General features: G+C 72.6%; 24 protein-coding genes, 5 tRNA genes and 1 pseudogene. 11 read left to right on the top strand and 19 right to left on the bottom strand.

Translation table 11 applies throughout. From position 1 onward, the window contains the following. Positions 1-10: 10 nt before the first annotated feature. Positions 11-526 carry a DsbA family protein gene (locus IA22_RS0119165; RefSeq protein WP_014157299.1) on the top strand — a complete coding sequence of 172 codons (516 nt, stop codon included), beginning with the start codon at positions 11-13 and terminating at the stop codon, positions 524-526. Between the two features lie 18 nt (positions 527-544). Here the strand turns inward: IA22_RS0119165 and IA22_RS0119160 are convergent, their stop codons facing one another. The 3 genes from IA22_RS0119160 to IA22_RS0119150 all read right to left on the bottom strand — a co-directional run bounded on the left by IA22_RS0119160 (position 545) and on the right by IA22_RS0119150 (position 3,339). Continuing rightward, a complete protein-coding gene (locus IA22_RS0119160) occupies positions 545-1,381 on the bottom strand; it encodes a GNAT family N-acetyltransferase (protein WP_014157298.1) in 837 nt (278 codons plus the stop codon). Positions 1,382-1,453: 72 nt separating this feature from the next. Continuing rightward, positions 1,454-2,275, bottom strand: coding sequence for an aminotransferase class IV (locus tag IA22_RS0119155; protein ID WP_030124272.1), 822 nt, complete (start codon positions 2,273-2,275; stop codon positions 1,454-1,456). Beyond that, positions 2,272-3,339: a chorismate-binding protein gene (locus tag IA22_RS0119150; protein ID WP_015576432.1), complete on the bottom strand. Its 1,068-nt coding sequence runs from the start codon at positions 3,337-3,339 to the stop codon at positions 2,272-2,274. Before IA22_RS0119150 ends, IA22_RS0119155 begins: the two co-directional genes overlap by 4 nt. A 144-nt stretch (positions 3,340-3,483) precedes the next feature. On the opposite strand from IA22_RS0119150, the gene IA22_RS0119145 reads away from it, so the two are divergent. From IA22_RS0119145 to IA22_RS0119125, 5 genes are all read left to right on the top strand, one after another. Next, a tRNA-Gly gene (locus tag IA22_RS0119145) sits at positions 3,484-3,556 on the top strand. A 37-nt stretch (positions 3,557-3,593) separates the two neighbouring features. Further along, positions 3,594-3,667: transfer RNA gene (locus IA22_RS0119140), tRNA-Cys, on the top strand. 1 nt (position 3,668) lies between these two features. Continuing rightward, positions 3,669-3,740, top strand: a tRNA-Val gene (locus tag IA22_RS0119135). 19 nt (positions 3,741-3,759) lie between these two features. Further along, a tRNA-Val gene (locus IA22_RS0119130) sits at positions 3,760-3,831 on the top strand. A gap of 23 nt (positions 3,832-3,854) precedes the next feature. Then, a tRNA-Val gene (locus IA22_RS0119125) sits at positions 3,855-3,929 on the top strand. Positions 3,930-3,986: 57 nt separating this feature from the next. Here the strand turns inward: IA22_RS0119125 and IA22_RS38265 are convergent. The 6 genes from IA22_RS38265 to IA22_RS0119095 form a co-directional block, all read right to left on the bottom strand. Continuing rightward, positions 3,987-4,076, bottom strand: a complete 90-nt coding sequence (locus IA22_RS38265; protein WP_413251899.1) for an MFS transporter small subunit — start codon at positions 4,074-4,076, stop codon at positions 3,987-3,989. A 7-nt stretch (positions 4,077-4,083) separates the two neighbouring features. Continuing rightward, complete coding sequence (locus IA22_RS0119115; RefSeq protein ID WP_014157294.1) at positions 4,084-5,433, bottom strand: L-lactate MFS transporter; 1,350 nt, start codon at positions 5,431-5,433, stop codon at positions 4,084-4,086. A 130-nt stretch (positions 5,434-5,563) separates the two neighbouring features. After that, entirely contained in the window at positions 5,564-5,848 is a 285-nt protein-coding gene (locus IA22_RS0119110; RefSeq protein WP_014157293.1) for a TFIIB-type zinc ribbon-containing protein, read from the bottom strand. Between the two features lie 61 nt (positions 5,849-5,909). Next, positions 5,910-6,872 (bottom strand): phosphotransferase family protein, encoded by a 963-nt coding sequence (locus IA22_RS0119105; RefSeq protein WP_030124271.1) that lies wholly within the window; start codon positions 6,870-6,872, stop codon positions 5,910-5,912. Between the two features lie 210 nt (positions 6,873-7,082). Continuing rightward, on the bottom strand, positions 7,083-7,289 hold the full coding sequence (locus tag IA22_RS0119100) for a hypothetical protein (RefSeq protein ID WP_015576436.1): 207 nt from the start codon (positions 7,287-7,289) through the stop codon (positions 7,083-7,085). A gap of 430 nt (positions 7,290-7,719) precedes the next feature. Then, positions 7,720-7,977 carry a hypothetical protein gene (locus IA22_RS0119095; RefSeq protein ID WP_014157290.1) on the bottom strand — a complete coding sequence of 86 codons (258 nt, stop codon included), beginning with the start codon at positions 7,975-7,977 and terminating at the stop codon, positions 7,720-7,722. A gap of 205 nt (positions 7,978-8,182) precedes the next feature. Between IA22_RS0119095 and IA22_RS0119090 the strand changes: the two genes are divergently transcribed. From IA22_RS0119090 to IA22_RS0119080, 3 genes and pseudogenes are all read left to right on the top strand, one after another. After that, on the top strand, positions 8,183-9,496 hold the full coding sequence (locus tag IA22_RS0119090; protein ID WP_030124270.1) for a serine/threonine-protein kinase: 1,314 nt from the start codon (positions 8,183-8,185) through the stop codon (positions 9,494-9,496). 63 nt (positions 9,497-9,559) lie between these two features. Further along, a pseudogene (locus IA22_RS34160) lies at positions 9,560-10,928 on the top strand (sensor histidine kinase). A 62-nt stretch (positions 10,929-10,990) separates the two neighbouring features. Continuing rightward, positions 10,991-11,656, top strand: coding sequence for a LuxR C-terminal-related transcriptional regulator (locus IA22_RS0119080; protein WP_239987816.1), 666 nt, complete (start codon positions 10,991-10,993; stop codon positions 11,654-11,656). Positions 11,657-11,716: 60 nt separating this feature from the next. Here IA22_RS0119080 and IA22_RS0119075 read toward each other — a convergent pair whose 3' ends face one another. The 8 genes from IA22_RS0119075 to IA22_RS0119040 all read right to left on the bottom strand — a co-directional run bounded on the left by IA22_RS0119075 (position 11,717) and on the right by IA22_RS0119040 (position 22,849). Then, the gene (locus IA22_RS0119075; RefSeq protein ID WP_030124268.1) at positions 11,717-12,541 is read right to left on the bottom strand and encodes a TrmH family RNA methyltransferase; all 825 of its coding nucleotides are present in this window, start codon (positions 12,539-12,541) and stop codon (positions 11,717-11,719) included. A gap of 72 nt (positions 12,542-12,613) precedes the next feature. Further along, positions 12,614-13,888: a uroporphyrinogen-III C-methyltransferase gene (gene cobA, locus IA22_RS0119070; RefSeq protein WP_030124267.1), complete on the bottom strand. Its 1,275-nt coding sequence runs from the start codon at positions 13,886-13,888 to the stop codon at positions 12,614-12,616. A 360-nt stretch (positions 13,889-14,248) separates the two neighbouring features. Further along, entirely contained in the window at positions 14,249-17,716 is a 3,468-nt protein-coding gene (gene cobT / locus IA22_RS0119065) for a nicotinate-nucleotide--dimethylbenzimidazole phosphoribosyltransferase (protein WP_030124266.1), read from the bottom strand. A gap of 333 nt (positions 17,717-18,049) precedes the next feature. After that, positions 18,050-19,273, bottom strand: a complete 1,224-nt coding sequence (gene cbiE, locus IA22_RS0119060; RefSeq protein ID WP_015576445.1) for a precorrin-6y C5,15-methyltransferase (decarboxylating) subunit CbiE — start codon at positions 19,271-19,273, stop codon at positions 18,050-18,052. A 121-nt stretch (positions 19,274-19,394) separates the two neighbouring features. Further along, complete coding sequence (locus IA22_RS0119055; protein WP_015576446.1) at positions 19,395-20,033, bottom strand: GNAT family N-acetyltransferase; 639 nt, start codon at positions 20,031-20,033, stop codon at positions 19,395-19,397. A 142-nt stretch (positions 20,034-20,175) separates the two neighbouring features. Further along, positions 20,176-21,042: a MetQ/NlpA family ABC transporter substrate-binding protein gene (locus IA22_RS0119050; protein WP_030124264.1), complete on the bottom strand. Its 867-nt coding sequence runs from the start codon at positions 21,040-21,042 to the stop codon at positions 20,176-20,178. 71 nt (positions 21,043-21,113) lie between these two features. Beyond that, on the bottom strand, positions 21,114-21,785 hold the full coding sequence (locus IA22_RS0119045) for a methionine ABC transporter permease (protein WP_014157281.1): 672 nt from the start codon (positions 21,783-21,785) through the stop codon (positions 21,114-21,116). After that, positions 21,782-22,849: a methionine ABC transporter ATP-binding protein gene (locus IA22_RS0119040; RefSeq protein WP_014157280.1), complete on the bottom strand. Its 1,068-nt coding sequence runs from the start codon at positions 22,847-22,849 to the stop codon at positions 21,782-21,784. Before IA22_RS0119040 ends, IA22_RS0119045 begins: the two co-directional genes overlap by 4 nt. Before the next feature lie 577 nt (positions 22,850-23,426). On the opposite strand from IA22_RS0119040, the gene IA22_RS0119035 reads away from it, so the two are divergent. Next, the gene (locus IA22_RS0119035) at positions 23,427-23,786 is read left to right on the top strand and encodes a hypothetical protein (protein WP_015576448.1); all 360 of its coding nucleotides are present in this window, start codon (positions 23,427-23,429) and stop codon (positions 23,784-23,786) included. A 2-nt stretch (positions 23,787-23,788) separates the two neighbouring features. Beyond that, on the top strand, positions 23,789-24,241 hold the full coding sequence (locus IA22_RS0119030; protein WP_030124263.1) for a hypothetical protein: 453 nt from the start codon (positions 23,789-23,791) through the stop codon (positions 24,239-24,241). Positions 24,242-24,263: 22 nt separating this feature from the next. Here the strand turns inward: IA22_RS0119030 and IA22_RS0119025 are convergent, their stop codons facing one another. Both IA22_RS0119025 and IA22_RS0119020 read right to left on the bottom strand, forming a co-directional pair. Continuing rightward, positions 24,264-24,767, bottom strand: coding sequence for a GNAT family N-acetyltransferase (locus tag IA22_RS0119025; RefSeq protein WP_030124262.1), 504 nt, complete (start codon positions 24,765-24,767; stop codon positions 24,264-24,266). Between the two features lie 37 nt (positions 24,768-24,804). Then, a complete protein-coding gene (locus IA22_RS0119020; protein ID WP_030124261.1) occupies positions 24,805-25,404 on the bottom strand; it encodes a sigma-70 family RNA polymerase sigma factor in 600 nt (199 codons plus the stop codon). Positions 25,405-25,422: the final 18 nt, after the last annotated feature.

The following is a 25,422-nucleotide window of genomic DNA, read 5'->3' as shown; positions in this document are numbered from 1 at the left end:
GACTGGCCGCATGAGCGATTCCTCCTCCGCAGCGCCGGTCGTCCTCGACGTCTGGTGCGAGCTCGAGTGCCCCGACTGCCACCTGGCCCTCTCCGACGTCCACGCGCTGCGCGCACGCTACGGCGACCGGCTGGAGGTCCGGCTGCGTCACTTCCCGCTGGAGAAGCACAAGCACGCGTACGCGGCGGCGCAGGCCGCCGAGGAGGCCGTCGTCCAGGGCAAGGGCTGGCCGTACATCGAGGCCGTACTGGCACGGACCGCCGAGCTGGCCCGTTCGGGCGAGCCCCTGCTGATCGAGGTGGCGGCCGAACTGGGCCTGGACGCCGAGGAGTTCGACACCGCGCTCATCGACGGCCGGCACCTGCTCATCGTGGACGCGGACCAGGCCGAGGGCAAGGCGATCGGCGTCACCGGCACCCCGACCTATGTGATCGGGGACGAGCGACTGGACGGCGGGAAGAGCCAGGAGGGGCTGCGGGAGCGCATCGAGGAGATCGCCGACCGGCTGCTCGCCGGCCAGGGCTGACCGGCGAGCCCCGCTCCGCTACAGCGCCTTGGCCAGGTTGTACTGCGTCACCTCGTAGCCGAGCGACTCGTACAGGCGCAGCGCCGGGGTGTTGGAGGCGAAGACGTGCAGGCCGAGCAGTCCGAGGCCGGCGTCGAGCGTGACGTCCTCGGCCAGGTGCATCAGCGCCCGCCCGTAGCCGCGCCCCCGGTGCTCCTCCCGCACCTCGACGTCGAAGACGTAGCCGAGGTCCTGGCCTTCCGGCTCCTCGCGCCGTGCCACCCAGACGTGGCCGACGACGGCGCCGTCGTGGACGAGGACGTGGAAGTACATGCCGGGGGTGGCCAGCCCGTCCGGCAGGTTCGCGGCGTGGTCCGTCTCGGACTTGCGCCGGGCCTGCTCCTGAGGCACACCGCGCTCCATCCAGCTCCGCGCGTACGTCCCGACGCTGACGGCCGCCCACGCGTCGAACTCCCTCTGCGTCATCCGGCGCCCGGTGACCCCGGGAGGCAGCGCGGGAGCCGTTCGCCGGAGGGTCTTCAGCATGTTCCGGCTGCGCTCGGTGTAGCCGAGCACGGCCGCCAGGGACCGGGCGGCGCCGTTGTCCGCGGGGGCAACCAGGCGGACCTGGGTGCACCCCCAGCCGCGGAGCACCTCCTCGGCCGCGAGGGCGGCGATGGTGCCGCGCCCGCGCCGGCGGTGCGCCTCGTCGATCCCGAGCGACCGGAGTATGCCCGCCGACGGGCCGAACGCCGGGTCGGTGGAGATGCCGACGGCTCCCACGGGCCGCCCGTTGTCGCACACGTCGTACGTGCGTGCCCGCGCGCCGTCGGCGCCTTGCTGGACCGGCCCGGCCGGCCGGATGGTCGTGGTCATCAGGGTGTTCTATCCGCTGGGCGGCGGGCCGTCACCCTCTTTACGGGATCCGTTCCCCCGGGCCGGCCCGCCTCACGGGTCGAGATCACCCGCCGCACGCTCCTCGAAGACCCGCATGGCCTTCGCCGTCACGGGTCCGGGAGCGCCGGGCAGCTCCCGTCCGTCGACCCGGTGGACGGCCTGGATGTCGCGGAGTGTGGAGGTCAGGAAGATCTCGTCGGCCCGTTCGAGCACGTCGAGCGGAAGCTCGGTCTCCTGGGCGCCCGTCCACTCCAGCGTCAGCGCACGGGTGATGCCGGCGAGGCACCCCGAGGCGATCGGCGGGGTGTGGATCCGGCCGTCGAGTACGACGAAGACGTTGGAGCCGGTGCCCTCGCAGAGCTGTCCGACGGTGTTCGGGAAGATCGCCTCGGAGGCACCGTGCTCGTGGGCGCGCGCGAGGGCGACGACGTTCTCCGCGTAGGAGGTGGTCTTGAGGCCCGTCACGGCGCCGCGCTCGTTGCGCGTCCAGGGGACGGTGACGACGGCGGTGCTGTCGGGCCGACGGGTCGTCCCGCCCAGGGCGACGACCAGGCTGGGCGCGGCGTCGCCGCGGTCGGAGCCGAGGGGCGAGAGGCCGCCGGTGTAGGTGATCCGCAGCCGTCCGAGCTCCACGGGGCCGGCCTCGACGACGGCCGTCACCGCACGGCGGACGACGTCGTGGTCGGGTTCGGCCAGGCCCAGCCCCCTGGCCGAGCGGGTCAGCCGCTCGAGGTGACGGGTGAGGGCGAAGGGCCGGCCGTCGGCGACCCGGACCGTCTCGAAGACGCCGTCCCCCACGGTCAGCCCGTGGTCGAGCACGGACAGCCGGGCGTCGTCGGCGTCCCGCAGCCCGCCGTTGACCCAGATCCTCATGACGCGGTCCTTCCTGTTGCCTGGTGGGCGCCCGCCTGGTGGGCCCCCGACGCTACAGCGAGCAGCCTCGCGGCCTTGAGCTCGGTCTCCGCCCACTCCCGCTCCGGGTCCGAACCCCAGGTGATGCCGGCCCCGGTACCGAAGCGGAGGAGGGGCGAGGGCCCCGTGCGGTCGATCCAGAAGGTCCGTATGCCGACGGCCAGCTCCGCGGCGCCCCGGTCGGCGTCCACCCAGCCGACCGCTCCGCAGTAGGGACCGCGCGGGGCCGTCTCCAGCGCCTCGATGATCCCGAGCGCGCTGGACTTGGGCGCGCCCGTGACGGAGCCGGGCGGGAACGCGGCGGTGAGCAGCTCGGGCCACCCGGCACCGTCGGCGAGCCGCCCGCGCACGGTGGAGACGAGGTGGACCAGTCCGGGATGCTTCTCCACGGTACAGAGACCGGGGACGCTCACGCTGCCGGGCACGCAGACCCTGCCCATGTCGTTGCGGACCAGGTCCACGATCATCACGTTCTCCGCGTGGTCCTTCTCCAGCAGGTCGTCCTCGGTGCGTCCGGTCCCCTTGATCGGTCCGGACTCCACGGTCCGGCCGTCACGCGCCAGGAAGAGTTCGGGGGAGGCCGTCGCGACCTCCACGCCGTGCTCCGGGAGCCGGAGCGTGCCGGCGTAGGGGGCCGGGTTGCCACGGGCCAGCAGCGCGGTGAGGGCGTCCACGTCGGCCCGGGGGCCAGGCAGCGGCGCGGACAGGACACGGCAGAGGTTGGCCTGGTAGACCTCGCCGGCCGCGATGTGTTCACGGATCCGTCGTACGCCCGCCGTGTAGGCGGCCTTGTCGAGTGAGGACGTCCACTCCTCGGGAGAGGGGCCCTGCCAGGCGCCGGGTACCGGGAGGGGCACCTCCTCGGCACGCACGGTGTCGAAGCGGGCACAGACGAGACGGCCCTCGAAGTCGGCACACACCGCCCAGAAGCCGGATGATTCGAGGGCGGCCGGATCGCTGGTGACGTCCCGCAGACCGGTGGCGACGAGGCCACCGAAGCGGGCGAGAGGGGTGAGGTCGCGCACGTGACCGAGTCTAGGACGGCACCCGGTGACCTGCGGCGGGCGGCGCTGCCGCAGCACGCTGCGCAAACGCGTTTTTGTGCTGGCCCGGGAATCCGCTAGAGTTCAACACGTCGCCGGGAAGCGCAAGCCGACCGGGAAAGACAAGCGGACGTAGCTCAGTTGGTAGAGCGCAACCTTGCCAAGGTTGAGGTCGCCAGTTCGAACCTGGTCGTCCGCTCGCAGAAGGTGGGGGATCTTCCCGAACCCCCATCCCTGGTGGAGTGGCCGAGAGGCGAGGCAACGGCCTGCAAAGCCGTCTACACGGGTTCAAATCCCGTCTCCACCTCCAAGGACGATTAGCTCAGCGGGAGAGCACTTCCCTGACACGGAAGGGGTCACTGGTTCAATCCCAGTATCGTCCACCGGTCCGCAAGGATCCCCGCGCGATTAGCTCAGCGGGAGAGCGCTTCCCTGACACGGAAGAGGTCACTGGTTCAATCCCAGTATCGCGCACGCAGTACACGCAGGGTCACCCTGCGCGATTAGCTCAGCGGGAGAGCGCTTCCCTGACACGGAAGAGGTCACTGGTTCAATCCCAGTATCGCGCACCATCCGGAACCCCCGGTCGTCTCGACGACCGGGGGTTCTGTCGTGCGCGGAGCCGGGTCTCAGCCGGTGAAGAGCTGGGTGGCCTTACGGGCGAGCTCGTACAGTCCGTAGGCGAACGGGACGGCGACCCAGAGCCAGACGAACACCATGAGTGGCTTACGACTGCTGGTGGACACGGGGGCTCCCTTCCGGTGCCTCGTGGAAGCGTGCGTGGACCGGGCGGATGCATTCGTTGGCGACGAAGCCGACGACCAGCAGCCCGATCATGATGGTGAGCGAGGTCGTGTAGAGGCTGGGGCCGCTGTGCCCCGCCCGCTCCCCCGCGTCCGCGACCCGGTTGACGATGAGCGGGCCGAGTACCCCCGCCGTGGACCACGCGGTCAGCAGCCGGCCGTGGATGGCTCCCACCTGGTACGTCCCGAAGAGGTCCCGCAGGTAGGCGGGAGCGGTCGCGAAGCCTCCGCCGTAGAAGGAGAGGATCACGAGCGCGCAGCAGATGAAGAGCGGCTTGGAGTCGTTGCCCAGCTGGGCGATGACCACGTACATGAGGGCGCCGACGCCGAGATAGACCCGGTACATGTTCTTGCGGCCGATCAGGTCCGAGGTGGAGGACCACAGGAGGCGACCGCCCATGTTGGCCAGGGAGAGCAGGGCGACGAAGCCCGCCGCCGCGGAGACCGAGACCGGGGTGGAGGTGTCCGTGAAGAAGTCCTGGATCATCGGCACGGCCTTCTCCAGGATGCCGATGCCCGCGGTGACGTTCATGCAGAGGACCACCCACAGGCACCAGAACTGCGGGGTGCGCAGGGCGTTGCGGGCGGAGACCTGGGCGTTCGTGACGAGCCTGCGGGTCTCCTGCTTCGGTTCCCAGCCGTCGGGGAGCCAGCCGTCGGCCGGCACCCGCACGAGGAGGACGCCGAGTGCCATGAAGGCCGCGTAGACGACTCCGTGGACGAGGAAGGCCGTGGCGATGCCGGAACGGTCGGTGCCGAAGCTCTCCAGCATCCCGGTCGACCAGGGTGAGGCGATGAGGGCGCCGCCGCCGAATCCCATGATGGCGATGCCGGTGGCCATGCCGGGCCGGTCGGGGAACCACTTGATGAGGGTGGAGACGGGCGAGATGTAGCCGATGCCGAGGCCTATGCCGCCGATGAAGCCGTAGCCGAGGACGACCAGCCAGTACTGGCCGGTCGCGGCGCCGAGCGAGGCGACGAGGAAACCGGAGGAGAAACAGACGAGCGAGACGAACATCGCCCAGCGGGGGCCGTTGCGTTCGACGAGGGTGCCGCCGAACGCGGCGGAGAGGCCGAGCATGACGATGCCCAGCTGGAACGGAAGAGCACTGGCGGTACCCGAAAGGCCGAGAGCGGATTCGAGCGGGGGCTTGAACACGCTCCAGGCGTAGGCCTGTCCGATGGAGAGGTGCACGGCGAGCGCGGCGGGCGGCACGAGCCAACGGCTCCACCCCGGGGGCGCGACAGTTCGGGACCTGTCGAGGAAGTTCATGCACCCGCACTCTAGGCACCGGCTCCGGCGATGACTAGATCACGAACGGAAGTCCGTCGACCGTATGCAATGCGGGTCCGGGCACGGAACCCGGACCCGCCCTGCGGGCGAACCGGTTCAGGACACGGGATCAGGAACTGAACAGCATCCTGCCGAAGCTCTTCTGGCGGTGGTGGCCGCCGTAGTGACCGCCCTGGTGCGGCGCGCCCCAGGCGGGGGCCGGCGCGGCGGGGTAGGCCTGCGGGGCGGGCGGCGCCGGCGGGGCCTGCTGCGCCCACTGCGACTCCAGCCGGGTCAGGGACTCCAGCTCGCCGTAGTCGAGGAATATCCCCCGGCAGCCGCTGCACTGCTCGATCTGGACACCGTTGCGGTTGTAGGTGTGCATCTGGGCATGACACTTGGGGCACTGGATCATCGAATCGGCTCCTCAGTCGCGAGACGTCGCCGGATGCATGCCCGGCGGCGGTCGCTTCACCCTACGACGGGGGTTCGGACACCAACTCGGGCGGGAGGGAGGCAATGCGGACACATGCATCGATCATCAACTGTTCCACCTCATCCGGACTACGCTCTTCCGCCGCGGACTTGGCCAGGGCGAGCGCGGCGGTCTGCACCGTGAGCGCCCGCGCCACGACGTCCAGCTCCGGCCACGGGTCCCCGTCGGCGCGCACGGCCGGGCCACCGGCGGCCCGGTAGGCGTCGAGGAAGCGCAGCCAGATCCCTGGCGGCAGCAGCCCCGCCGCGTACCAGGCGGCGGGCCGTGCCAGGTCCCAGGCGGGGTCGCCGAGGCCCGCGTCGTCCATGTCGATCAGCAGCCAGGGGCCCTGGGGTGCGGGGTGCCGGACGAGCTGGCCGAGGTGCAGATCGCCGTGGCAGAGGTAGCCGTCGCGGTGCGGGGGTACCGGGTTCTCGGCGCGGGCCCAGCCCGGCAGCCCTCGCCAGGCGGCCAGCACCGGGGCCGTGCACGGGCCCCCGGGTACGGCCCGGCACATCCGCGCGACGGCCCGGGCGGCTTTGACCGGTCCGCGCATCGGCGGGAGCGGACGGGGCGGCGGCGTGCGGTGCAGACGGGCCAGGAGGACGGCGGCTTCCTCCCAGGGGGCCGCGTCGGGGTCGGAGGGGTCCACGGGCCGCCCGTACGGCCAGAGGCTGACCGTGCGGTCCCCGGCGCCGGCGGGCGGCACGTCCGGGGCGGGGAGCGGCGGGAGCAGGATTCCGGCGAGCGGGGGTGAGGCGGCCAGGGACAGCCGGGCCATGAGGGCGCGGGTGTCGGAGTCCGCGGCGTGCGCCTTGGCGACGACCGGACCGCTGCGGACCACCGTGCCGTCGTTCCGGTCGGCGAGCACCTGGGGCGGGGGGCAGGAGCACGCGGTCGTTGCGGGGTGCGCGCTGCCGTGCGCGAGGTCGCCCAGGGCGCGTACGACAGGAGTGGTGGTCATCGGCTCTGCTCCCGCGGGTGATCGGCCGGCCGCGCGGCAGGCCCCGGCGGTGATCGTACGCGGCCACCACGGAAAGGGGCCGGACAGCGCGATGTCCGGCCAGCTCCCCAGCTGGCCGGACAAACGCTGCCGTCCGCCGCACCCCCGTCCCCACGGGGCTGTTGGCCGGATGTCCCGGTCCGGACCGCTCTTCCGGACCCGGGGCGCCGCTCAGCGCCCCAGCATCACGCCCACGGACGACGCCTGTGTGACCACTGCGTCCCAGCCGCCGAACAGGACGACCAGCAGGGCCGCCAGAGGAAGGACCATGGCTGTGGCCACCAGCGGGTGGCGCGTGCCGGACGGGCGTGCGCCGAGCGAGGCGTACGCCCTGCGTCCCTGCGCGCGGATGATGGTCCGCGCGGCCGTGTCCGCCATGGTTCCTCTCCTGACCTGTCGTGGAGCGGCGGGCGTCCGGCCTCGGGGGACGAGTTCCGCACCCGCCGCTCGATTCCAAGACTAGGGAGACGGGGACCGTTCGGCGTCATGCCCGCGTACCGAATGGCTGGCCTCCCGGAGGATGAGTAGGCCGCCTTCGGCGTACTCCCCTGGGTGGAGAAGTGGCGGTGGTTACGGCACCCAGCACCTAGGGGTGGGCGTAGATCTCCCTGGTATCCGGGAGATCGGTGGGGCGGCACGGGAAGCGGCGGAGGGACGGCCGCTTCCCGTGGCCTGCGGGGAGCGGCCGTTCCTTCACCGGGCCGTCGGTCCTGCCGCCCTTCAGCCGGACGGGTGAGGGGTGCGCGTGGAGTTGCCGGCCCGGTCACCGGGCAGGTCCACCGGCCGGCGATCCACGCGGCGGAGGCGTCTACGCGTCGGGGCCACCCGCCGGAGGACGCTCGGAGGCGTCCTCCCGGGGGACCGGCTGTTCGACCAGGGCGAGCACCCGGGTCGCCATGAAGCGGGCGGTACGGACAACTGATCCACTTCGGGTGACTTCACTCACTTCCACCACACCCCGGCGGACGGCTGTCTCCACCCGGCGGCCTGCCCTGGAGGCCACCACCTCGTACGTCCTGGTCGTGTCACCCGCGTCCACGACTATTTCCACACGATCGCCCTTCATCGATCCAATCCCCCTTCTGCGACGGTCCTTTGAGATCTCGCACGGGCCACGGAACCTGGATCACCGGCTCCCTGACCACTCGTCGATCCTCCCACCGGGCACTGACAATCGATGCGCCGACGAGGGCGCGGCCTCTGAGCGCGCCGCGCGCCGGGTACGTAAGCTGTGCCTCGTCAGGCGGACCGGCAGCGGGGATGGGCAGACGATGGCGATGATGCGGCTCCGGCGCGAGGATCCGCGTGTCGTCGGATCGTTCAGGCTGCACCGGCGGCTCGGCGCGGGTGGCATGGGCGTCGTCTACCTGGGTTCCGACCGCAGGGGCCAGCGGGTGGCGCTCAAGGTGATCAGGCCGGACCTGGCGGAGGATCAGGAGTTCCGCTCCCGCTTCGCACGCGAGGTGTCGGCCGCCCGGAGGATCCGCGGCGGCTGTACGGCCCGTCTGGTGGCCGCCGACCTGGAAGCGGACCGCCCCTGGTTCGCGACGCAGTACGTGCCCGGCCCCTCTCTCCACGACAAGGTCGCCGAGGAGGGTCCGCTCCCGGCCGCCGAGGTGGCCTCGATCGGGGCCGCCCTGTCGGAGGGGCTGGTGGCGGTGCACGAGGCCGGTGTCGTCCACCGGGACCTGAAGCCGTCGAACATCCTCCTCTCCCCCAAGGGCCCCCGGATCATCGACTTCGGTATCGCCTGGGCGACCGGGGCCAGCACCCTCACCCATGTCGGGACAGCCGTCGGTTCACCCGGCTTCCTGGCGCCCGAGCAGGTGCGCGGCGCGGCGGTGACGCCCGCGACGGACGTCTTCTCGCTGGGCGCCACCCTGGCCTACGCGGCGACGGCCGACTCACCCTTCGGGCACGGCAGTTCCGAGGTGATGCTCTACCGGGTGGTCCACGAGGAACCGCATCTGTTCGACGTGCACGACGCGCTCGCCCCGCTCGTACGGGCGTGTCTGGCGAAGGATCCGGAGGAGCGGCCGAGCACGCTGCAGCTTTCCATGCGGCTCAAGGAGATCGCCGCACGCGAGGCGCAGGGACTGCAGGAGCGGCGGCCACCCGCGCAGCGGAGCGAGCAGGAGCTGGACCGGCCGACCGGCCGGCTGGAAGGCCAGTACACCGAACAGTCGACCCGGCGCACGGCGGGGAGCTCCTCCCGGCCGTCGCGGTCCCCGGGGCGGCGCTCCACCTCGTCCCGCCCGGCCCCTCGTACCGGCGGCTCGCAGTCGCGGGCCCCGCGCAGTGGGTCGCGCTCCGGCCAGCTGCCGCCGGGGCAGGGGACGAACGGCCGGCAGGCCTCCCGGTCCGGCGTCCGGACGACGTCGGCGGGGAAGGCCGGCAAGCGGCGGCCCGCCAATCCCCGGCTGCTGCGCCAGCGGCTCGTCGTCTTCGTCGTGGTGACGCTGCTGGTCGCGCTGGGGATCGCGGCCGCACAGGGCTGCCAGGGCCCCGCACGCGGGCTGGGCGGCACCCAGTCGGACACGTACGACGGGGCCGCGGTGCGGCCGGTGGAGGCGTCCGCCCCCTGACCGGGCTCGTTTCCGCGTCGTCTCCCGGGTGTCGGACCGTCATCCTTGCGATGTAGGCGCCCGATGCAGGCGGGTCCCCGCGGGACGGTCCCCGAGGAGGACCCCCAGGATCCGGACGGCGGCGACAATGAACCGGTGACGAACGTGCGTACGGCGCTGGAGCGGTTTCGGGCTCCGGTCCGCGAGGCGGTCCTCGACGCCGGGGCCCGGACCGGCCCGCCGCTGCGGCTCAGCCGCCGGGCGCGGCAGTTCGACGTGCTGGTGGCTCTGGTGATCGGTGTCAGCACCGTCTACTACGGCATCGACAACGTGGACAACGTCGTGCTGCGTGAGATCGCACCCGGTGTGGAGGTCGCCGTCCCTCGCCCGTCCGGCACCGGTGGCCTGGCCCTGATGGTGACGCTCGCGGCCGTCGCTTCGGGCGCCCTGGCGCTGCGTCGCCGCCATCCGCTCGCCGTGCTCTGTGTCGTGACGGCCGCGACGCTGGCCACCCCGCAGAGCCGTCCTGCGGCTCACGTTCTACGCGTTCGTCGTGGCCGTCTACAGCGCCGCCGTGTACAGCCCGTACCGGGTGGCGACCCTGGCGGCGCTTCCGGTGTCGGTCGCCCTGGTCGGCACCGCGGGGAACTCGGTGACACCGATCGTCCCGAACGAGTACATCGCCCTGCTCATCCTGGTCCCGATGGCCGGGGCCGCGGTCGGGCTGCGCACCTGGAAGCTCAGGACCGACGAGGGCCGCACCCGGCTCCTCGCCCTGGAACGCGAACAGGCCGAGGCGCTGCGCGGGGCCGTCGAGCACGAACGGGCCAGGATCGCGCGCGAGTTGCACGACGTCGTCACGCACCATGTCAGCGTGATGATCATTCAGGCGGGTGCCGCCCGCACGATCATGGAGAGATCGCCCGGGCAGGCCGGCGAGGCGCTGCTCGCCGTCGAGGCGGGCGGCCGCGCCGCCATGACCGAGCTGCGGCACGTCATGGGCCTGCTCACCATGGACGCCGAGGGCGGGCGGACGGACGGGGCCGAGGCGGGCGAGGAGCTGTCCCCGCAGCCCGGCCTGGACCAGTTGGGCACGCTCGTCGGACGGGTCCGGGACGCCGGACTGCCCGTCGACCTGACGGTGACGGGCCGGCCCCGCGCCGTCCCGTCCGGCATCGGGCTCGCGGCCTACCGTGTGGTCCAGGAGGCCCTGACCAACACCGTGAAGCACGCGTCCGGTGCCGGCGCCTCGGTGACGGTCGAGTACGCACCGAAACGGCTCCGGGTGGAGGTCACCGACACCGGCGGAGGCGCGGGCGCGGGTGCCGGGAACGGCAGGGGCCTGATCGGTCTGCGTGAGCGTCTCACCGTCTACGGGGGGACCCTGAGCACCGGCCCGTGCCCCGCCGGCGGCTACCGTGTGGAAGCGCTGATCCCTCTGGAGGCACTGTGACCGAGCAGCCGCCGCGCGTGCTCCTGGCCGATGACCAGACATTGGTCCGCACCGGGTTCCGGATGATCCTGGGTGCCGACGGCATCGACGTCGTCGGCGAGGCGGGCAACGGGGCCGAAGCGGTCGAGGTGGCCCGGCGCGTGCGTCCCGACGTGGTCCTGATGGACATCCGGATGCCGGAGATGGACGGACTGGAGGCCACCCGCCGCATCCTCGCCGGTTCCCGGCCCGCGGAACCCGTCCGAGCGGGTGGGACTCCGCTCCCCGGCGAACCCCGGGTCGTCATCCTGACCACCTTCGACCTCGACCGGTACGTCTACGCGGCCCTGTCGGCCGGGGCCAGCGGCTTCCTCCTCAAGGACGTCACCCCCGAGCACCTGGCCTCGGCCGTCCGCACGGTCCGTACGGGTGACGCCCTCCTCGCGCCCGCGATCACCCGCCGCCTCGTGCAGCGCTTCGCCCGGCACGGCGGCGACACCGCGGACCTCCACCGTGACCTGGCCTCGCTCACCCCGCGCGAACTGGAGGTCCTGGGCCTGCTGGCCCGTGGCCTGAGCAACGCCGAACTCGCCGCGCGCCTCCATCTGGCCGAGACCACCGTCAAGACCCACGTCGCCCGTGTCCTCGCCAAGCTCGGACTCCGTGACCGCGTCCAGGCCGTCATCGTCGCCTACGAGACGGGGCTGGTCGGCGTCGGCGGCCACCGGGAGGCCCCGGAGTCCGCCTGACGCGCACGGGCCGTCGACGGCCTCACCGGCACGATGGCCCCGGGTGACGGGGCGCGTGCGTCAGGCGGAGCCGGCCCGGGTCGCGTAGAAGGCGACGGCGGAGGCGGCGGCGACGTTGAGCGAGTCGACTCCGGCGTCCATCGGGATCCGCACGTGGGCGTCGGCCGCCGCGAGTGCGCGGGGGGTGAGGCCGTCGCCCTCGGTACCGAAGACGAGTGCCAGCTTCTCGTACCGCCGTGCGACGAGTTCGTCGAGGGTGATCGACCGGTCGCTGAGACACAGCGCGGCCGTGGTGAAGCCGGCCTGTCGCAGCAGGGCGAGATCCTCCGGCCAGGACGTCAGGCGCGTCCACGGGACGTGGAAGACGGACCCCATGGACACCTTCACCGCCCGCCGGTAGAGCGGGTCGGCACAGCGCGGGGTGAGCAGGACGGCGTCGACCCCGAGTGCGGCCGCGTTGCGGAAGGCCGCTCCGAGATTGGCGTGGTCGACGATGTCCTCGAACACGGCGACCCGCCGTACGTCCCCCGTTCCCGGGGACAGCAGCGCGCCGGTGTCGGGGAGCGGCTTGCGCTGCATGGAGGCGAGGGCCCCGCGGTGCACGTGGTAGCCGGTGACGCGCTCCGCGAGGGCCGGTGTGACCGCGTAGACCGGTGCGGTGGTCTCCTCGATCACCTCGCGCATGACGTCGATCCACTTGGCCGAGAGCAGCATGGACCGCATCTCGTACCCGGCGTCACGGGCACGCCGGATCACCTTCTCGCCCTCGGCGATGAAGAGGCCTTCGGCGGGTTCCCGCCGTCGCCGGAGCTCGACGTCGGTCAGGCCGGTGTAGTCGGCCAGGCGGGGGTCGTCCGGGTCGTCGACGGTGATGGGTTCAGCCACGGGGTGCTACTGCCTTGTCGGGTGGGGAGGGCGTACGGCGGCGGGGGCGCGGGATACGGCGGCCGGTGCGGATCAGCCTTCGAGCGGCTCCGCGTCGAGCGGCCCGGCGGGTTCCGGGCCGGTGCCCACGCCCACGACCTCACCGATGACGATGACGGCCGGGGGCCGCACGTCCTCCGCGACGACCCGCTCACCGACGTCGGCGAGGGTGGCGTCGACCCGGCGCTGGGCGGCGGTGGTGCCTTCCTGGACGAGGGCGACGGGTGTCTCGGGGGACTTCCCGTGAGCGATGAGGGCCCGGGAGATGGCACCTATCTTGTCGACGGCCATCAGCAGGACCAGGGTTCCGCGCAGTTGCGCGAGGGCCTTCCAGTCGACCAGTGAGCGCGGGTCCTCGGGTGCCACGTGGCCGCTGACCACGGTGAACTCGTGCGCGACGCCCCGGTGGGTGACCGGGATCCCGGCCGCTCCCGGGACGGAGATCGAGCTGGAGATACCGGGGACGACGGTGCAGGCGATGCCCTCGGCGGCCAGGGCCTGCGCCTCCTCCATGCCCCGGCCGAAGACGAACGGGTCGCCGCCCTTGAGCCGGACCACGGACTTGCCGGCCTTGGCGTGGTCGATCAGCGCCTGGTTGATCGCCTCCTGCGCCATGTAGCGCCCGTACGGGATCTTCGCCGCGTCGATCACCTCGACGTGCGGCGGGAGTTCGTCGAGGAGGTCGCGGGGACCGAGCCGGTCGGCGATGACGACGTCGGCCTCGGCCAGGAGGCGGCGGCCGCGGACCGTGATCAGGTCGGGGTCGCCGGGCCCGCCGCCGACCAGCGCGACGCCGGGGGCCCGGGTCCGGTGGTGCGGGGCGGCGAGGGTGCCGTCGCGCAGCCCCTCCACGATCGCGTCGCGGACCGCGGCGGAGTGCCGGGGGTCGCGGCCGTGCGAGGTGGTGGTGAGGACGGCGATGGTGATGCCCTCGCTGCGGCCGGTGGCGGGGGTCCAGGCGGTCGCGGCCTCGGCGTCGTCGCTGCGGACGCACCAGGTACGGGTGCGCTCCGCCTCGGCGGACGCGGCGTCGTTGGCGGCCGCGTCGGACGACGCGACGAGGGCGTACCAGGTGTCCGTGAGGTCGCCGTCCTGATAGCGGCGGCGCTCCCACCGGATCTCACCGGCGTCGGCCATCGCCTCGACGGACGCGGTCGCGGACGGGGACACCAGGGTGATGTCGGCCCCGGTCGCGATGAGGGCGGGCAGCCGGCGCTGCGCGACCTGGCCGCCGCCGACGATGACGACGCGGCGCCCGTTCAGGCGCAGTCCGACGGGATAGGCGGGGTGCTCGTCGTACTCGGCCATGCTCGTGCGGGCTCCTCGTGCAGGGTGCGGTGTGCTGCGGGCCGCTGCGGCGGTGGAGCGGCGGTGACGGGGACGGGGTGAGGCGGTGACGCGTGGGACCACGATACGGGGTGGTGGGCGCGGTGGCCGGGGCGGTACGGCAGGCTCGCGGCCGGCCTCCGGCGCGCCCTGGCACCCGTCCCGGCCTTCGCGGGCGGGGCGGGCCGGCGAGCGGCCGTCCGTCGCCGGCCGGCACGGGATACGCCGGGACCGGGCCGGACGGCAGGGCGCCCTGACCGCCCGGGACTGCCCTTGTGGGGCCCGGGGTGGGCGGAACGGTGCCCGGACGGGCCGGTCGGGCTCGTCCGGGCACGGTGCCGGCTACTTCTCCGTGACACCCGCGGAGTCGAAGGTGGCCACGTCGTGCATCGCGCGGGCCGCGCTCTGCACGATGGGGAGCGCGAGCAGCGCGCCCGTACCCTCGCCGAGGCGGAGGTCAAGGTCGACCAGCGGGCGCAGACCGAGCTTGTTCAGGGCGGCGACATGACCGGGCTCCGCGCTGCGGTGGCCCGCGATGCACGCGGCGAGCGCCTCCGGGGCGATCGCCCGGGCGACCAGCGCGGCCGCACCGGCGCTCACGCCGTCCAGGATCACCGGCGTGCGGAGTGAGGCGCCGCCCAGCAGGAAGCCGGCCATGGCGGCGTGCTCCAGGCCGCCGACCGCGGCCAGCACCCCGATCGGGTCCGTCGGGTCGGGCTGGTGCAGTTCCAGGGCGCGACGGACGACGTCGACCTTGCGGGCGTGCATCTCGTCGTTGATCCCGGTACCGCGGCCGGTGACCTCCGCCGGGTCCATGCCGGTGTAGACACAGATCAACGCGGCTGACGCGGTGGTGTTGGCGATGCCCATCTCACCGGTGAGCAGGCCCTTGTTGCCTGCCGCCACCAGGTCGCGGGCGGTCTCGATACCCACCTCGATCGCCGCGAGCACCTCCTCGCGGGTGAGCGCGGGACCGGTGGTGAAGTCGGCCGTTCCGGGCCGGACCTTCCTGGGCAGCAGGCCGGGCGTCGCGGGGAGTTCGGCGGCGACACCGACGTCGACGATGCAGACCTCGGCGCCGACCTGGGCGGCGAAGGCGTTGCAGACGGCGCCGCCCCCGAGGAAGTTGGCCACCATCTGGCCGGTGACCTCCTGCGGCCACGCCGTGACGCCCTGGGCGTGGACCCCGTGGTCACCGGCGAAGATCGCGACGGCGGCGGGCTCCGGCACGGGCGGCGGGCAGAGCCGGGAGAGCCCGGACAGCTGGGCGGAGATGATCTCCAGCATGCCGAGCGCTCCGGCGGGCTTCGTCATCCGCTTCTGGCGTTCCCACGCCTCGCCGAGCGCCTTGGCGTCCAGGGGACGGATGCCCGCGATGGTCTCCTGGAGGAGGTTGTGCGGCTCCTCGCCGGGCAGGGCGCGCCGGCCGTACGTCTCCTCGTGCACCACCCAGGACAGCGGACGGCGCTTGGACCAGCCCGCCTGCAACAGCTCGGGCTCCTCGGGGAACTCGTCGACGTATCCCACACAGAGGTAGGCGACGACCTCGAGGTGCTCGGGCAGGCCGAGCGCGCGGACCATCTCCCGCTCGTCGAAGAAGCTGACCCAGCCGACGCCGAGGCCCTCGGCGCGGGCGGCGAGCCAGAGGTTCTCGACGGCGAGCGCCGAGGAGTACGGGGCCATCTGCGGCTGGGTGTGCCGGCCGAGGGTGTGGCGGCCGCCGCGGGTGGGGTCGGCGGTGACGACGATGTTCACCGGGGTGTCGAGGATGGCCTCGATCTTCAGTTCCTTGAACTGCTTGGCCCGGGCCTTGGGCAGCGACTTGGCGTACGCCTCCCGCTGCCGCTGTGCCAGTTCGTGCATGGAGCGTCGCGTCTCCGCGGAGCGGATGACGACGAAGTCCCAGGGCTGCGAGTGTCCGACGCTCGGCGCGGTGTGGGCCGCCTCCAGGACACGGAGGAGGACCTCGTGCGGGATGGGGTCGCTGCGGAAGCCGTTGCGGATGTCCCGCCGTTCCCGCATCACCCGCAGGACGGCTTCACGCTCGGCGTCGTCGTAACCGGGGGCGGGAGGGGATGCGGGAGCCGCTTCGGCTTCGGTCCCGGGCCGGGCTTCGGACGGTGCGTCGGCGGCCTGGGGCTCGTCCGCGGCCTGGGGCTCGTCGGCGGCCTGGGGCTCGTCGGCGGCCGCCGCGAGCGGTGGCTCCTCGGGAGTTTCCTCGGCGGGGGCCTGGGCCGCCTCGGCCGGAAGGGCCTCCGGGACCGTGGGCTCCACGGCCGGGACCTCGGTGGGCGGTACCTCGGCCGCCGGGGCCTCCGCCTCGACGGCGCGGGCCTCCGGAACCACGGCCTCCGGCGCCTCTGCCGCGAAGGGCTCGGCCTCCGGGGTCTCGATGATCTCGGGTCCGCTGTCGGGCTCCGGCTCGCCGAGGGTCTGAGGTCCGGCCGGCGGCACGGCGACGGGCTGAGGGGCCTGCGCGGCCTCGGCGACGGGATCGGGGGCCTGCACGGCCTCGGGGGCGGCCTCGGGCTGGATGTCGGGCTTGGTCTCCGGCTGCCGGCCACCGGCCGGTTCCACGGCTTCGGGGGCCGGTTCCGCGGCCTGGGGGACCTCGGGCGCGGCCGCTGCGGGCTCCGCCACGGCGGGTACGGACTCCTGCGCGAGGCCGGCCACCTGCTCGGGCTCGGTCACGGGGGCGGCGACCGCCTCGACCACGGGAGCGGGCTCGACGGGAGCGGCCTCGGCCACGGGGGGCTCTGCGGGCAGGGCCTGTTCCGGGCTCCCGGCGGGCGCCTCGGCCGGGGCCTCGACGGGAACGTCCACCGCGGCCTCGGCGGGAGCATCGACCGGCGCGTCGGCCGGGACCTCGGTCACGGCCTCCGACGCGGGCTCGGCGGGGGTCTCCGGAGCCACGGCGGCCTCCGGCTGCGGGGCGACCGTTTCTGCGGACGCGACCGGCTCGGCAGGTGCGACAGGCTCGGCGGGCGCGACGGGTTCGACAGGTACGACGAGCTCGACCGGCGCGGCGGGCGCGGCCTGCTCCTCCGGTGCGACGGGCACCTCGGCGGCCTCCACCGGGGAGGGCTCCACCGCGGGCTCGGCAACCGCCACGGGCTCCGCCACGACGGCGGGCTCGGCGACCGCGGCCGGCTCGGGAACGCCTGCCGGTTCGGGGGCCGCCGCCTCCGGGGCCGACGGCTCGGGCACGGTGGCCGGCTCCGGGGCCGCCACGGGCTCGGGCGGGCCCCAGGCCGGTACGCCCTGGGGCGGGATCTCCCCCAGCTGCGGGCCCGGCAGCGCGGGTCCGTCGGCCGGGGCGTCGAAGTACTCGGGGCCGGTCGTCGGCGGCCCGGCGTGCCGTGCCGGCACGGGGTTCTGCGGGCCGGCCGGTCCACGGTCCGCGAGCGAGCGGACCACCCCACCGGTCTGCGGCCCCGCGTAGGAGGGCGCCCCGGTGGACGCGGGCCCCCGGTGGAGCGGACGGCGGGCGGCGGGCGCCGCGGCGACCGGGACCTGTACGGGCGGGTGCGCGGGGATCCGCACGCCGTTGACGTCGGTCACGCCGGCACCGTGCGTGCCGTTGACGGCATGGCCCTGCGCGGGGACCTGCTCCGGCGCGCCCGCCGGAGCGGCCGGGGCGTCGCTCCAGGCGCCCTGGGAGGCGGGCATCAGCAGGAGGTCGTCGTCCTCGGCTGTGTGCTCGGAGGGTTCGAGGTAGGTGTAGGCGTCCGGGGCGGGGACGCCCGGCTGCTCCACCATGCCTGCGTTCTCCGGCAGTCCCTCGCCCGGGATCTGGCCGGTGTCAGTCATGCGTACCCCTCGCCCATCGTCAGTGCTCCTTCGCCCTTCGCCCGGGATGCCCGAACCACGGCACGCCGGTGCTCGTCAACGAGAACGAGCGGGCTCCCCGCGCGGCACGAAACGCGCGCGGAGGTGTACATTCTCGCGGCCGTTCGCCGCCGCGACAGACAGTTCTGCCTCGGCTCGCTGTGGACTACGCCACGTTGCGCGTCCCCCCGGTTGCGCTATACCACACCGCGGACCAATACAGTCCACTTTTCCGGACATTGACGAACGAACCATCGAACAGCCGGGCGCGGTACAACAATCGGTCAGCTTACCCCGCACTCCCCCGCGAACACTTCAGGGGGCGAGGTCGGAACGCACCGCGGAGAGCAGGAAGACGACGGAGCGTTCGCGCTCCGCCCAGTCGGAGGTGTCCAGCTCCATGGACTGGAGCAGCGCGCACTCGACGGTGTATCCGTTCGACGCGAGGGCCGCTCCCAGCGCCTCGGCCTCGTCACGGTTCGAGGCATGGGTGACGATACGTTCCGGCCGCCGGTCGGCGACCGCCGTGACCACGCGGGCCCCGCCCCCGCCGATCCGTACGACGTCGGGCTCCGGCAGGCGTTCCAGGACGTGTGGCGCCGTGCCCTCGACGACCTGGACGGCCACCTGGAAGGTGCGGGCGGCGGCCGCCGTGCGCGCGCACGCGTCGGGGTCGCTGTCCACGGCGAGCACGGCCGCGCCGAAGCGGGCCGCCTCCACGGCCAGGGCGCCGCCGCCGCATCCGATGTCCCAGACCAGGTCACCGGTGCGGGGGCCGAGGCGGGCCAACTGGGCCGCGCGCAGGCCGGGCGACTCCCCCTCGCCGGACTCCCGGGTGTCGCCGTAGGCCGAGGCGGGCAGGGCCCAGCCACGGACGCCCTCGGGGTTCACCGGGCGGCGGCCGGCGATCCAGGCGCCGGTGGCGGCCGTCTCGGGGCCCCCTCCGATCACGATGACGACATTGGGGTCGCGCCAGGTGTGGTCGGCTGTCTTGTCCGAGGTCAGGACGGTGACCCGCTCGCGTACGGTGCCGAGTTCCTCGCAGATCACGAAGGTGCGGTGGACTCCGTCGAGCAGCAGGGCGAGCTCGACGGGGCCCGCGCCGGGTGACGTCAGTACGGCCACCTTGTGGTGGGCGCGGATGACGTTGACCGCGCGGCGCAGGGTGCGCGGATGCGCGACGACGATCTGCGCGTCGTCCCAGGGCATGCCGGCACGGGCGAAGGCGGTGGCGACGGAGGAGACGGCGGGGACGACCTCGACCTCGAGTCCGTGCTCCGGTTTGCGCAGGGTGCGTACGACACCGAAGAAGCCGGGGTCGCCGTCGGCCAGGACCACGGCGCTGCCGCGGTGGCCGGCGATCCTCCGGGCGGCCAGGTCGACGCTGCCGAGGCGGATGCGTTCCGCGCGCTCGGGAACGTCGGCGAGCGCCAGGTGGTGGCCGGCGCCGGCGACGAGCGTGGCGGCCGAGAGCGCCGCCGTGGCGGCTCTTGTCAGTGGCGAGCCGTCCCAGCCGATCACCGTGACCCGGTCGGCCATCGTCGTCAGTCTCCAGGGGTGTGGGCGGGCGGGCGCTCCGCGCGGGACGGGCGGAGCAAGGGTGAGCGTATCCGGTCCGTACCAACGGCCCGCCAGGGGCTCCCGGAGTGCGGGAGCGAGGTCAGTTCCAGTCGTTGTACTGGCCGTAGCCGCCCGCTTCGGCCAGCTGCTCGGCGACGCCCTCCAGGTCCTCGGGGAGCAGCCCCCACACGATGAGGTCGGTCCTGATGTCGGTCCATCCGCCGTCCTCGGTGGCGGTCCGGGCTATCCGGGCGTTGCGCAGGACGCCCTCACTGATGCAGCCCAGTTTCTGGGCGACCTGCTGGGAGGCCGTGTTCCCCGCGGGGGTGCGCAGCTCGATCCGCTCGAAGCCCTGGTCGCGGAAGAGCCACTCGGCGAGGGCCAGCACGGACTCGGTGGCGTATCCCTCGCCGCGGGCCCAGGGCGCGGTGATGTAGCGGGCCTCGGTGGCCAGGGTGCGCCGGTCGGTGTTGAGCAGCCGCACCGAGCCGACGAGGCGCTGGGTGAGGAACTCCGTGACGGCGAAGACGATGCCGTTGCCCTGGGTCCGTTCGGCGGGGGCGATCCTGCGGACCCACCGTTCCGCGTCGACCTGGGTGTAGGGGTGCGGTGCGTCGGTCCAGGCGGTGACCAGTTCGTCGTTCATCATCTCGATGTACGCGGGGACGTCCGCCATGTCGAAGGGGCGCAGCACCAACCTGTCCGTGCTGATGGAGATGGACGGGAAGGTGGTAGTCATGCGCAGCTCCATGCCGAAGACCGTGTAAAGCCACCAGCATGCAGCATCGGACGGTGGACGCGCATGACCGGGTCCAAAGGGCGGAGCCCCGCACACCCTGGTGCGGGTGGGCGGGGCTCCGGGGGCAAGTGGTGCCTCTGCGTCAGGACTTGGCGGGCTGGCCGAAGGCGGGGACGATCGAGCCCTTGTAGGTGTCCTCGATGTACTTCTTGACCTCGTCGGAGTTCAGGAGCTTCGCGAGCTTCTGGACGCGCGGGTCCTCCTCGTTGCCCTCCTTGACGGCCAGGAAGTTGGCGTACGGGTTGCCTTCGGCCTTCTCCAGCGCCAGGGAGTCCTGGCCGGGCTCCAGGTCGGCCTCGATGGCGTAGTTGCCGTTGATGACGGCGGCGTCGACGTCGCCCAGGGCGCGGGGCACGGTCGCGGCCTCGATCTCCTTGAACTCCAGGCCCTTCTTGTCCGTGATGTCGCTCAGCTTGGCGTTGGTGCCGACGCCGTCCTTGACGGTGATCAGCCCGTTCTCGGCGAGCAGCTGGAGCGCACGGCCCTCGTTGGTGGTGTCGTTCGGGACGGCGATCGTCTGGCCGGCCTTGATGTCCTTGATGTCCTTGACCTTCTTGGAGTAGAGGCCGAGGGGCTCGAGGTGGACGTCGACCACCGGGACGATGTGGGTCTTGTTCTTCTTGTTGAAGTCGTCCAGGTAGGGCTTGTGCTGGAAGAAGTTGGCGTCGACCTGGCCGTTCTCGGTGGCGGTGTTCGGCAGGACGTAGTCCGTGAACTCCTTGACCTCCAGCTTGAGGCCGGCCTCGTCCGCCAGGTTCTTCTTGACGAAGTTGAGGATGTCGGCGTGCGGCGTCGGGGACGCGGCGACGACGAGCGCCTTGGAGGTGTCCGTCTTGGCGCCGGTCTCGCCCTTGGCGGCCGGGTCGGAGTCCGTACCGCAGGCGCTGAGCCCGAGGGCGAGTGCGGCCGTGGCCGCGGCGGCAGCGGTGATCTTGATGTTCTTACGCACGAAGAGTGCCTCTTTCCGGTGGTGACGGTGGTGCGCCCGGACAAGGAGTTCGGGCTTCGGGGAGGAGAAGGTCAGGAGGTGGTGCGGCCCCGGCGGGCCAGCAGGCGTACGGCTACGTCACCGATCAGCTGGACCACGGTCACGATGACGACGAGCAGCACGACGGTGATGAGCATGAACTGGTTGTCGAAGCGCTGGAATCCGTAGGTGACGGCCTTGGACCCGAGCCCTTCGCCGCCGACCGCGCCGGCCATGGCGGAGTAGCCGATGAGCACGATGACGGTGGTGGTGACGCCGGAGACGAGCGAGGGAAGGGCCTGCGGCAGCAGGACCTTGCGCACGATCGTGGGGACGGAGCCGCCCATCGACTGGACGGCTTCGACGAGTCCGTGGTCGACCTCGCGCACCGCGGTCTCCACGAGCCGCGCGAAGAACGGGATGGCGCCGATGGCGAGCGGCACGATCATGGCGGAGGGGCCGATGAAGGTGCCGACGACCCAGGTCGTGAAGGGGATCAACGCGATCAGCAGGATGATGAAGGGCAGGGAGCGGCCGATGTTCACGACGACGCCGACGACCTTGTTCACCACGGTGTTCTGCAGCAGTCCGCCCTTGTCGGTGAGGACGAGCAGGATGCCGAGCGGGAGACCGCCGACGACGGTGACGAGCGTGGACCAGAGCACCATGTAGAGGGTGTCGACGGTGCCCTGCGAGAGCAGCGGCTGCATTTCGGACCAGGTCACTTCGCGACCTCCTCGGTGATCGCGGCGGGGGTCTGGGCGGGGATCTCGGCGGTGGCGGGTCCGCCGTCGACGATCTCGGCCTGGAGGCCCTGCTCGCGCAGGAAGCCGATCGGCACGACGTTCTCCTCGAAGCGGCCGGGCAGTTCGATGCGCATGCGTCCGATCTGCTTGCCCCCGACGGTGTCCATCGCGGCTCCGAGGATCGAGATGTCGATGTTGTACGTGCGGGAGAGCTGCGAGATCACCGGGCGTGCGGCGGTCTCGCCGTGGAAGGTGACGTCGACGACGGTGGCCCCGGGGCCGGAGGCGGTGCCGCCGACCGGGAAGAGCTCGTGGGCCAGTTCGGAACCGGGGGTGGCCAGCAGTGCGCCGACGGTGCCGGATTCGACGACCCGGCCCTTCTTCATCAGCGCGGCGGAGTCGCAGACGGTCTTGACGACGTCCATCTCGTGCGTGATGAGCAGGACGGTGAGGCCGAGCTCCTGGTTGAGGTCGCGCAGCAGCTGGAGGATGGAGCGGGTGGTCTCGGGGTCGAGTGCGGAGGTCGCCTCGTCGGAGAGGAGCACCTTCGGATCACCCGCGAGGGCGCGGGCGATGCCGACGCGCTGCTTCTGGCCTCCGGACAGCTGGCCGGGGTAGGACTTCGCCTTGTCGGCGAGGCCGACGAGGTCGAGGAGTTCGAGCGCCTTGCGGGTACGTGCCTGTCCGGAGATGCCGAGGATCTCCAGGGGGAGCTCGACGTTGTCGCGGACGGTGCGCGAGTCCAGCAGGTTGAAGTGCTGGAAGACCATGCCGATGCGGCTGCGTGCCCGGCGGAGCTCCTTGCCGGCGCGACGACCGCGTCCCGCGAGGGCCGTGAGGTCCTGGCCGTCGACCGTCACGGTTCCCGAGGTGGGTCGTTCGAGGAGGTTGACGCAGCGGATGAGGGAGGACTTGCCGGCGCCGCTCTGTCCGATGACGCCGTAGACCTCGCCCTCGCGGACGTGCAGGTCCACGCCGTCGAGGGCGGTGACCTCTCGGCCGCGTGACTGGTAGACCTTCGTGAGGCCCGAAGTGGTGATCACAGGGTTTCCGTCACTGTCGAGTGCGCGGCGCGGTGTCCGCCGGGCACGGGGCATTCGTCTGGTGAGACTGTTCTCAGTGTTCGACCGGTGGGAGTCTCGGCACGGCCCGGCTCCGGCGGGTACGCAGGGCGCGGGGCATGCCCGGGCCGGCTCGATCCGCTGGGTGCGGACGGCACGGGCTCGGTCTCGCTTCGGGGCGCGAGGCTCAGGCGGGGGCCCTCAGAAGGCGCGCATTCGACACATACAACGAGCACCGGGCGTCAGGATCGCCTCGGTCGCAGGGCTGCGGTAGCTCGTCGTGGTCATGGCCCAAGTAAAACAGACGTAACGTTCCGGCGAGCCGTGCTGTCCGCATAGCGGACAGCACGGCCTTGTGTGCACCCGGTGCCGCAGCCCTCCGCCTGACCACTCTGACCTGCGGAAACGCGCCCCGGTCCGGCGGCCGTGCCGACGGGGGCGCGAGCATGCTGTGCGCGCCCTGTGGCCAAGGCCACGATTCGTGGGACGCCCGCACGCGCCCGCCTCACGTCCCGGGCCCGCACGCGGCCGCTCCCCCCGTCCGTAATACCCTCGGTCCATGCTCGACGCCCTGACGGTCGCGGTCGCCGTGACCGCGCTCGCCCTCGCCGCCTGGTGCGGATTCGCCGCCTACCGGGACCAGCCCACGAAGGACTGGCACTTCATCGGCATGGCCGTGGTGTCCGTACTGGCTCTGGCGCAGCTGGTCGTGGGGATCGTGCAGCTGGCCCGGGGCGAGCGGCCCGACCAGGGCATGACGATCTTCATCGCCTATCTCATCGGCGCCGCCGCGGCCGTGCCCGCGGCGGGATTCCTGTCGCTGACGGAACGGACCCGCTGGGGTTCGGTGACGGTGGCGGCCGGCGCGGTCGTCCTCGCCGTCCTCGAAGTGCGGCTCTACGACATCTGGGGAAACTGACCATGAGCGACACCGACCGCACCGGGGCCCCCGCCCCGCAGCACGAGACCCCGGACCGGCAGCAGCGGTTCGAGCTCGGGTCCGGCCCCGGCCGGGTACTGGTCTGGTTCTACGGCGTGTTCACCGTGGCCGCCGCGTCCCGCTCGATCGTCGAGATGATCCTGGACTTCGGCAAGGCGCCGCTCGCGTACGTCCTCTCCGCCGTCGCCGCCGTCGTCTACGGCTTCATCACGTACTCGCTGGTGCGGGGCGGGGAGAAGGCGCGGAAGGCGGCGCTGATGTGCTGCGCCGCCGAGCTCGCGGGTGTGCTGGTCGTCGGCACCTGGACGCGGTTGGAGCCGTCCGCCTTCCCCGACAGCACGGTCTGGTCGGAGTTCGGCATGGGCTACCTGTTCATCCCGGTGATCCTGCCGGTCACCGGGATGATCTGGCTGCGCCGCGCGCGTAACGCCTGACTGCGGGCGTCAGCGGGGTAATTCAGGCGCTGGTGACGTACGCGGGCGCGTCGGCGTCCTTCTCCAGCAGGACGAGGCGGACGCCGTCGCCTCCGGTGGCGTTGCCCACCCGGGCGTAGCCCGCCTTGCGGTAGAGACGCAGGTTCCCCTCGCTGCGCTCCCCCGTGTGAAGGCGGAAGCGGGTGGCCGAACGGCGGGCCGTCAGACCGGACTCGGCGGCACGCAGCAGGCGGGTGCCCAGGCCGTGGTTGCGGAGCCGGGGGTGGACGCAGAGCTTGCCGATCCGGCCGGTGCCGTCCGTGTCGGTGAAGCCGCGCACGGAGCCGACGACCTCGTCGCCGAGGCGCGCCACGAACACCAGGTCCGCGCCCACTTCCTCCCGTACGGAGTCGAGGGACTGGACGAGCGGATCGATCCGGTAGTTGCCGTAGAGCTCCGCCTCGCTCTGGAAGCAGAGGTACTGGAGTCTGAAGATCTGCTCGACGTCCTGTGCTGTCGCCGCCGAGATGGTCACGCTCATGCCCATGTGTGCATGCCTCCCGCTCACCTGCTCCGCCGGTTGTCTACCGCTCCATTCCCCGCGGTTCAGGAGCTACAACCTCCGCCGCGAGCATTCTGCGCAGACATCCAAGGCATCGGGAACGCATCGGACCCAAACTGCCCTGTGACATACCCAACTCCCCTGCGATTTCGCGGTAGGTGGGGTCGTGGGCGGCCAGCATCGCGGCGAGCAGGCGCGGGCATCGTCCGGGGAGCCGTCCCACCGCGGTGCGCAGCGTGCGGCGTTCGTCGGCTCCCACGGCGATCCGTTCGGGACAGCCGGCCCAGTCGCCCGGGGCCTCACCCGCGGTGAAGGCGCGCTCGCGACGCACCCGGCGGCGGGCGACGCGCGCCTCCGCGCGGACGGCGGTGCGGACCCAGCGGACGGGGTCCTCGGGCACCTCGGGGCCGGGCCGGCGCTCCAGCAGCCTGACCCAGACCGCCTGTTCGAGGTCCGCGGCCTCGGTCCCGGCGGCCTGGGCCTCGGCCGCCGCTTCCGCCCGTACCAGGGCGTTCAGGGCCAGGACGGCCTCCCCCGCCGCCGCCCCCACGTCCGGGACGGCGGCGGGGGCGGTGGCGGGGGAGGCGCAGGTGGCGGGAGGAGCATGATCGAGAGGAGTCATGCCCCGTCAACGCACGTC

The sequence above is a fragment of the Kitasatospora papulosa genome (assembly GCF_000717245.1).
GTDB lineage: Bacteria > Actinomycetota > Actinomycetes > Streptomycetales > Streptomycetaceae > Streptomyces > Streptomyces papulosus.
The sequence above is the reverse complement of the archived record's forward strand: the minus strand, read 5'-3'. Positions and strand labels throughout refer to the sequence as shown.

Excerpts from the sequence above, each read along its gene's own strand:
- IA22_RS0119080 (WP_239987816.1), top strand. The coding sequence starts at position 10,991 with ATGATCCTGGGTGCCGACGGCATCGACGTCGTCGGCGAGGCGGGCAAC.
- IA22_RS0119030 (WP_030124263.1), top strand. The coding sequence starts at position 23,789 with ATGAGCGACACCGACCGCACCGGGGCCCCCGCCCCGCAGCACGAGACC.
- IA22_RS0119095 (WP_014157290.1), bottom strand. The coding sequence starts at position 7,977 with ATGAAGGGCGATCGTGTGGAAATAGTCGTGGACGCGGGTGACACGACC.
- IA22_RS0119055 (WP_015576446.1), bottom strand. The coding sequence starts at position 20,033 with ATGACTACCACCTTCCCGTCCATCTCCATCAGCACGGACAGGTTGGTG.
- IA22_RS0119110 (WP_014157293.1), bottom strand. The coding sequence starts at position 5,848 with ATGATCCAGTGCCCCAAGTGTCATGCCCAGATGCACACCTACAACCGC.
- IA22_RS0119115 (WP_014157294.1), bottom strand. The coding sequence starts at position 5,433 with ATGAACTTCCTCGACAGGTCCCGAACTGTCGCGCCCCCGGGGTGGAGC.
- IA22_RS38265 (WP_413251899.1), bottom strand. The coding sequence starts at position 4,076 with ATGGTGTTCGTCTGGCTCTGGGTCGCCGTCCCGTTCGCCTACGGACTG.
- IA22_RS0119020 (WP_030124261.1), bottom strand. The coding sequence starts at position 25,404 with ATGACTCCTCTCGATCATGCTCCTCCCGCCACCTGCGCCTCCCCCGCC.
- IA22_RS0119165 (WP_014157299.1), top strand. The coding sequence starts at position 11 with ATGAGCGATTCCTCCTCCGCAGCGCCGGTCGTCCTCGACGTCTGGTGC.
- IA22_RS0119090 (WP_030124270.1), top strand. The coding sequence starts at position 8,183 with ATGGCGATGATGCGGCTCCGGCGCGAGGATCCGCGTGTCGTCGGATCG.
- IA22_RS0119025 (WP_030124262.1), bottom strand. The coding sequence starts at position 24,767 with ATGGGCATGAGCGTGACCATCTCGGCGGCGACAGCACAGGACGTCGAG.
- IA22_RS0119105 (WP_030124271.1), bottom strand. The coding sequence starts at position 6,872 with ATGACCACCACTCCTGTCGTACGCGCCCTGGGCGACCTCGCGCACGGC.
- IA22_RS0119155 (WP_030124272.1), bottom strand. The coding sequence starts at position 2,275 with ATGAGGATCTGGGTCAACGGCGGGCTGCGGGACGCCGACGACGCCCGG.
- cobT (WP_030124266.1), bottom strand. The coding sequence starts at position 17,716 with ATGACTGACACCGGCCAGATCCCGGGCGAGGGACTGCCGGAGAACGCA.
- IA22_RS0119160 (WP_014157298.1), bottom strand. The coding sequence starts at position 1,381 with ATGACCACGACCATCCGGCCGGCCGGGCCGGTCCAGCAAGGCGCCGAC.
- cobA (WP_030124267.1), bottom strand. The coding sequence starts at position 13,888 with ATGGCCGAGTACGACGAGCACCCCGCCTATCCCGTCGGACTGCGCCTG.
- cbiE (WP_015576445.1), bottom strand. The coding sequence starts at position 19,273 with ATGGCCGACCGGGTCACGGTGATCGGCTGGGACGGCTCGCCACTGACA.
- IA22_RS0119035 (WP_015576448.1), top strand. The coding sequence starts at position 23,427 with ATGCTCGACGCCCTGACGGTCGCGGTCGCCGTGACCGCGCTCGCCCTC.
- IA22_RS0119100 (WP_015576436.1), bottom strand. The coding sequence starts at position 7,289 with ATGGCGGACACGGCCGCGCGGACCATCATCCGCGCGCAGGGACGCAGG.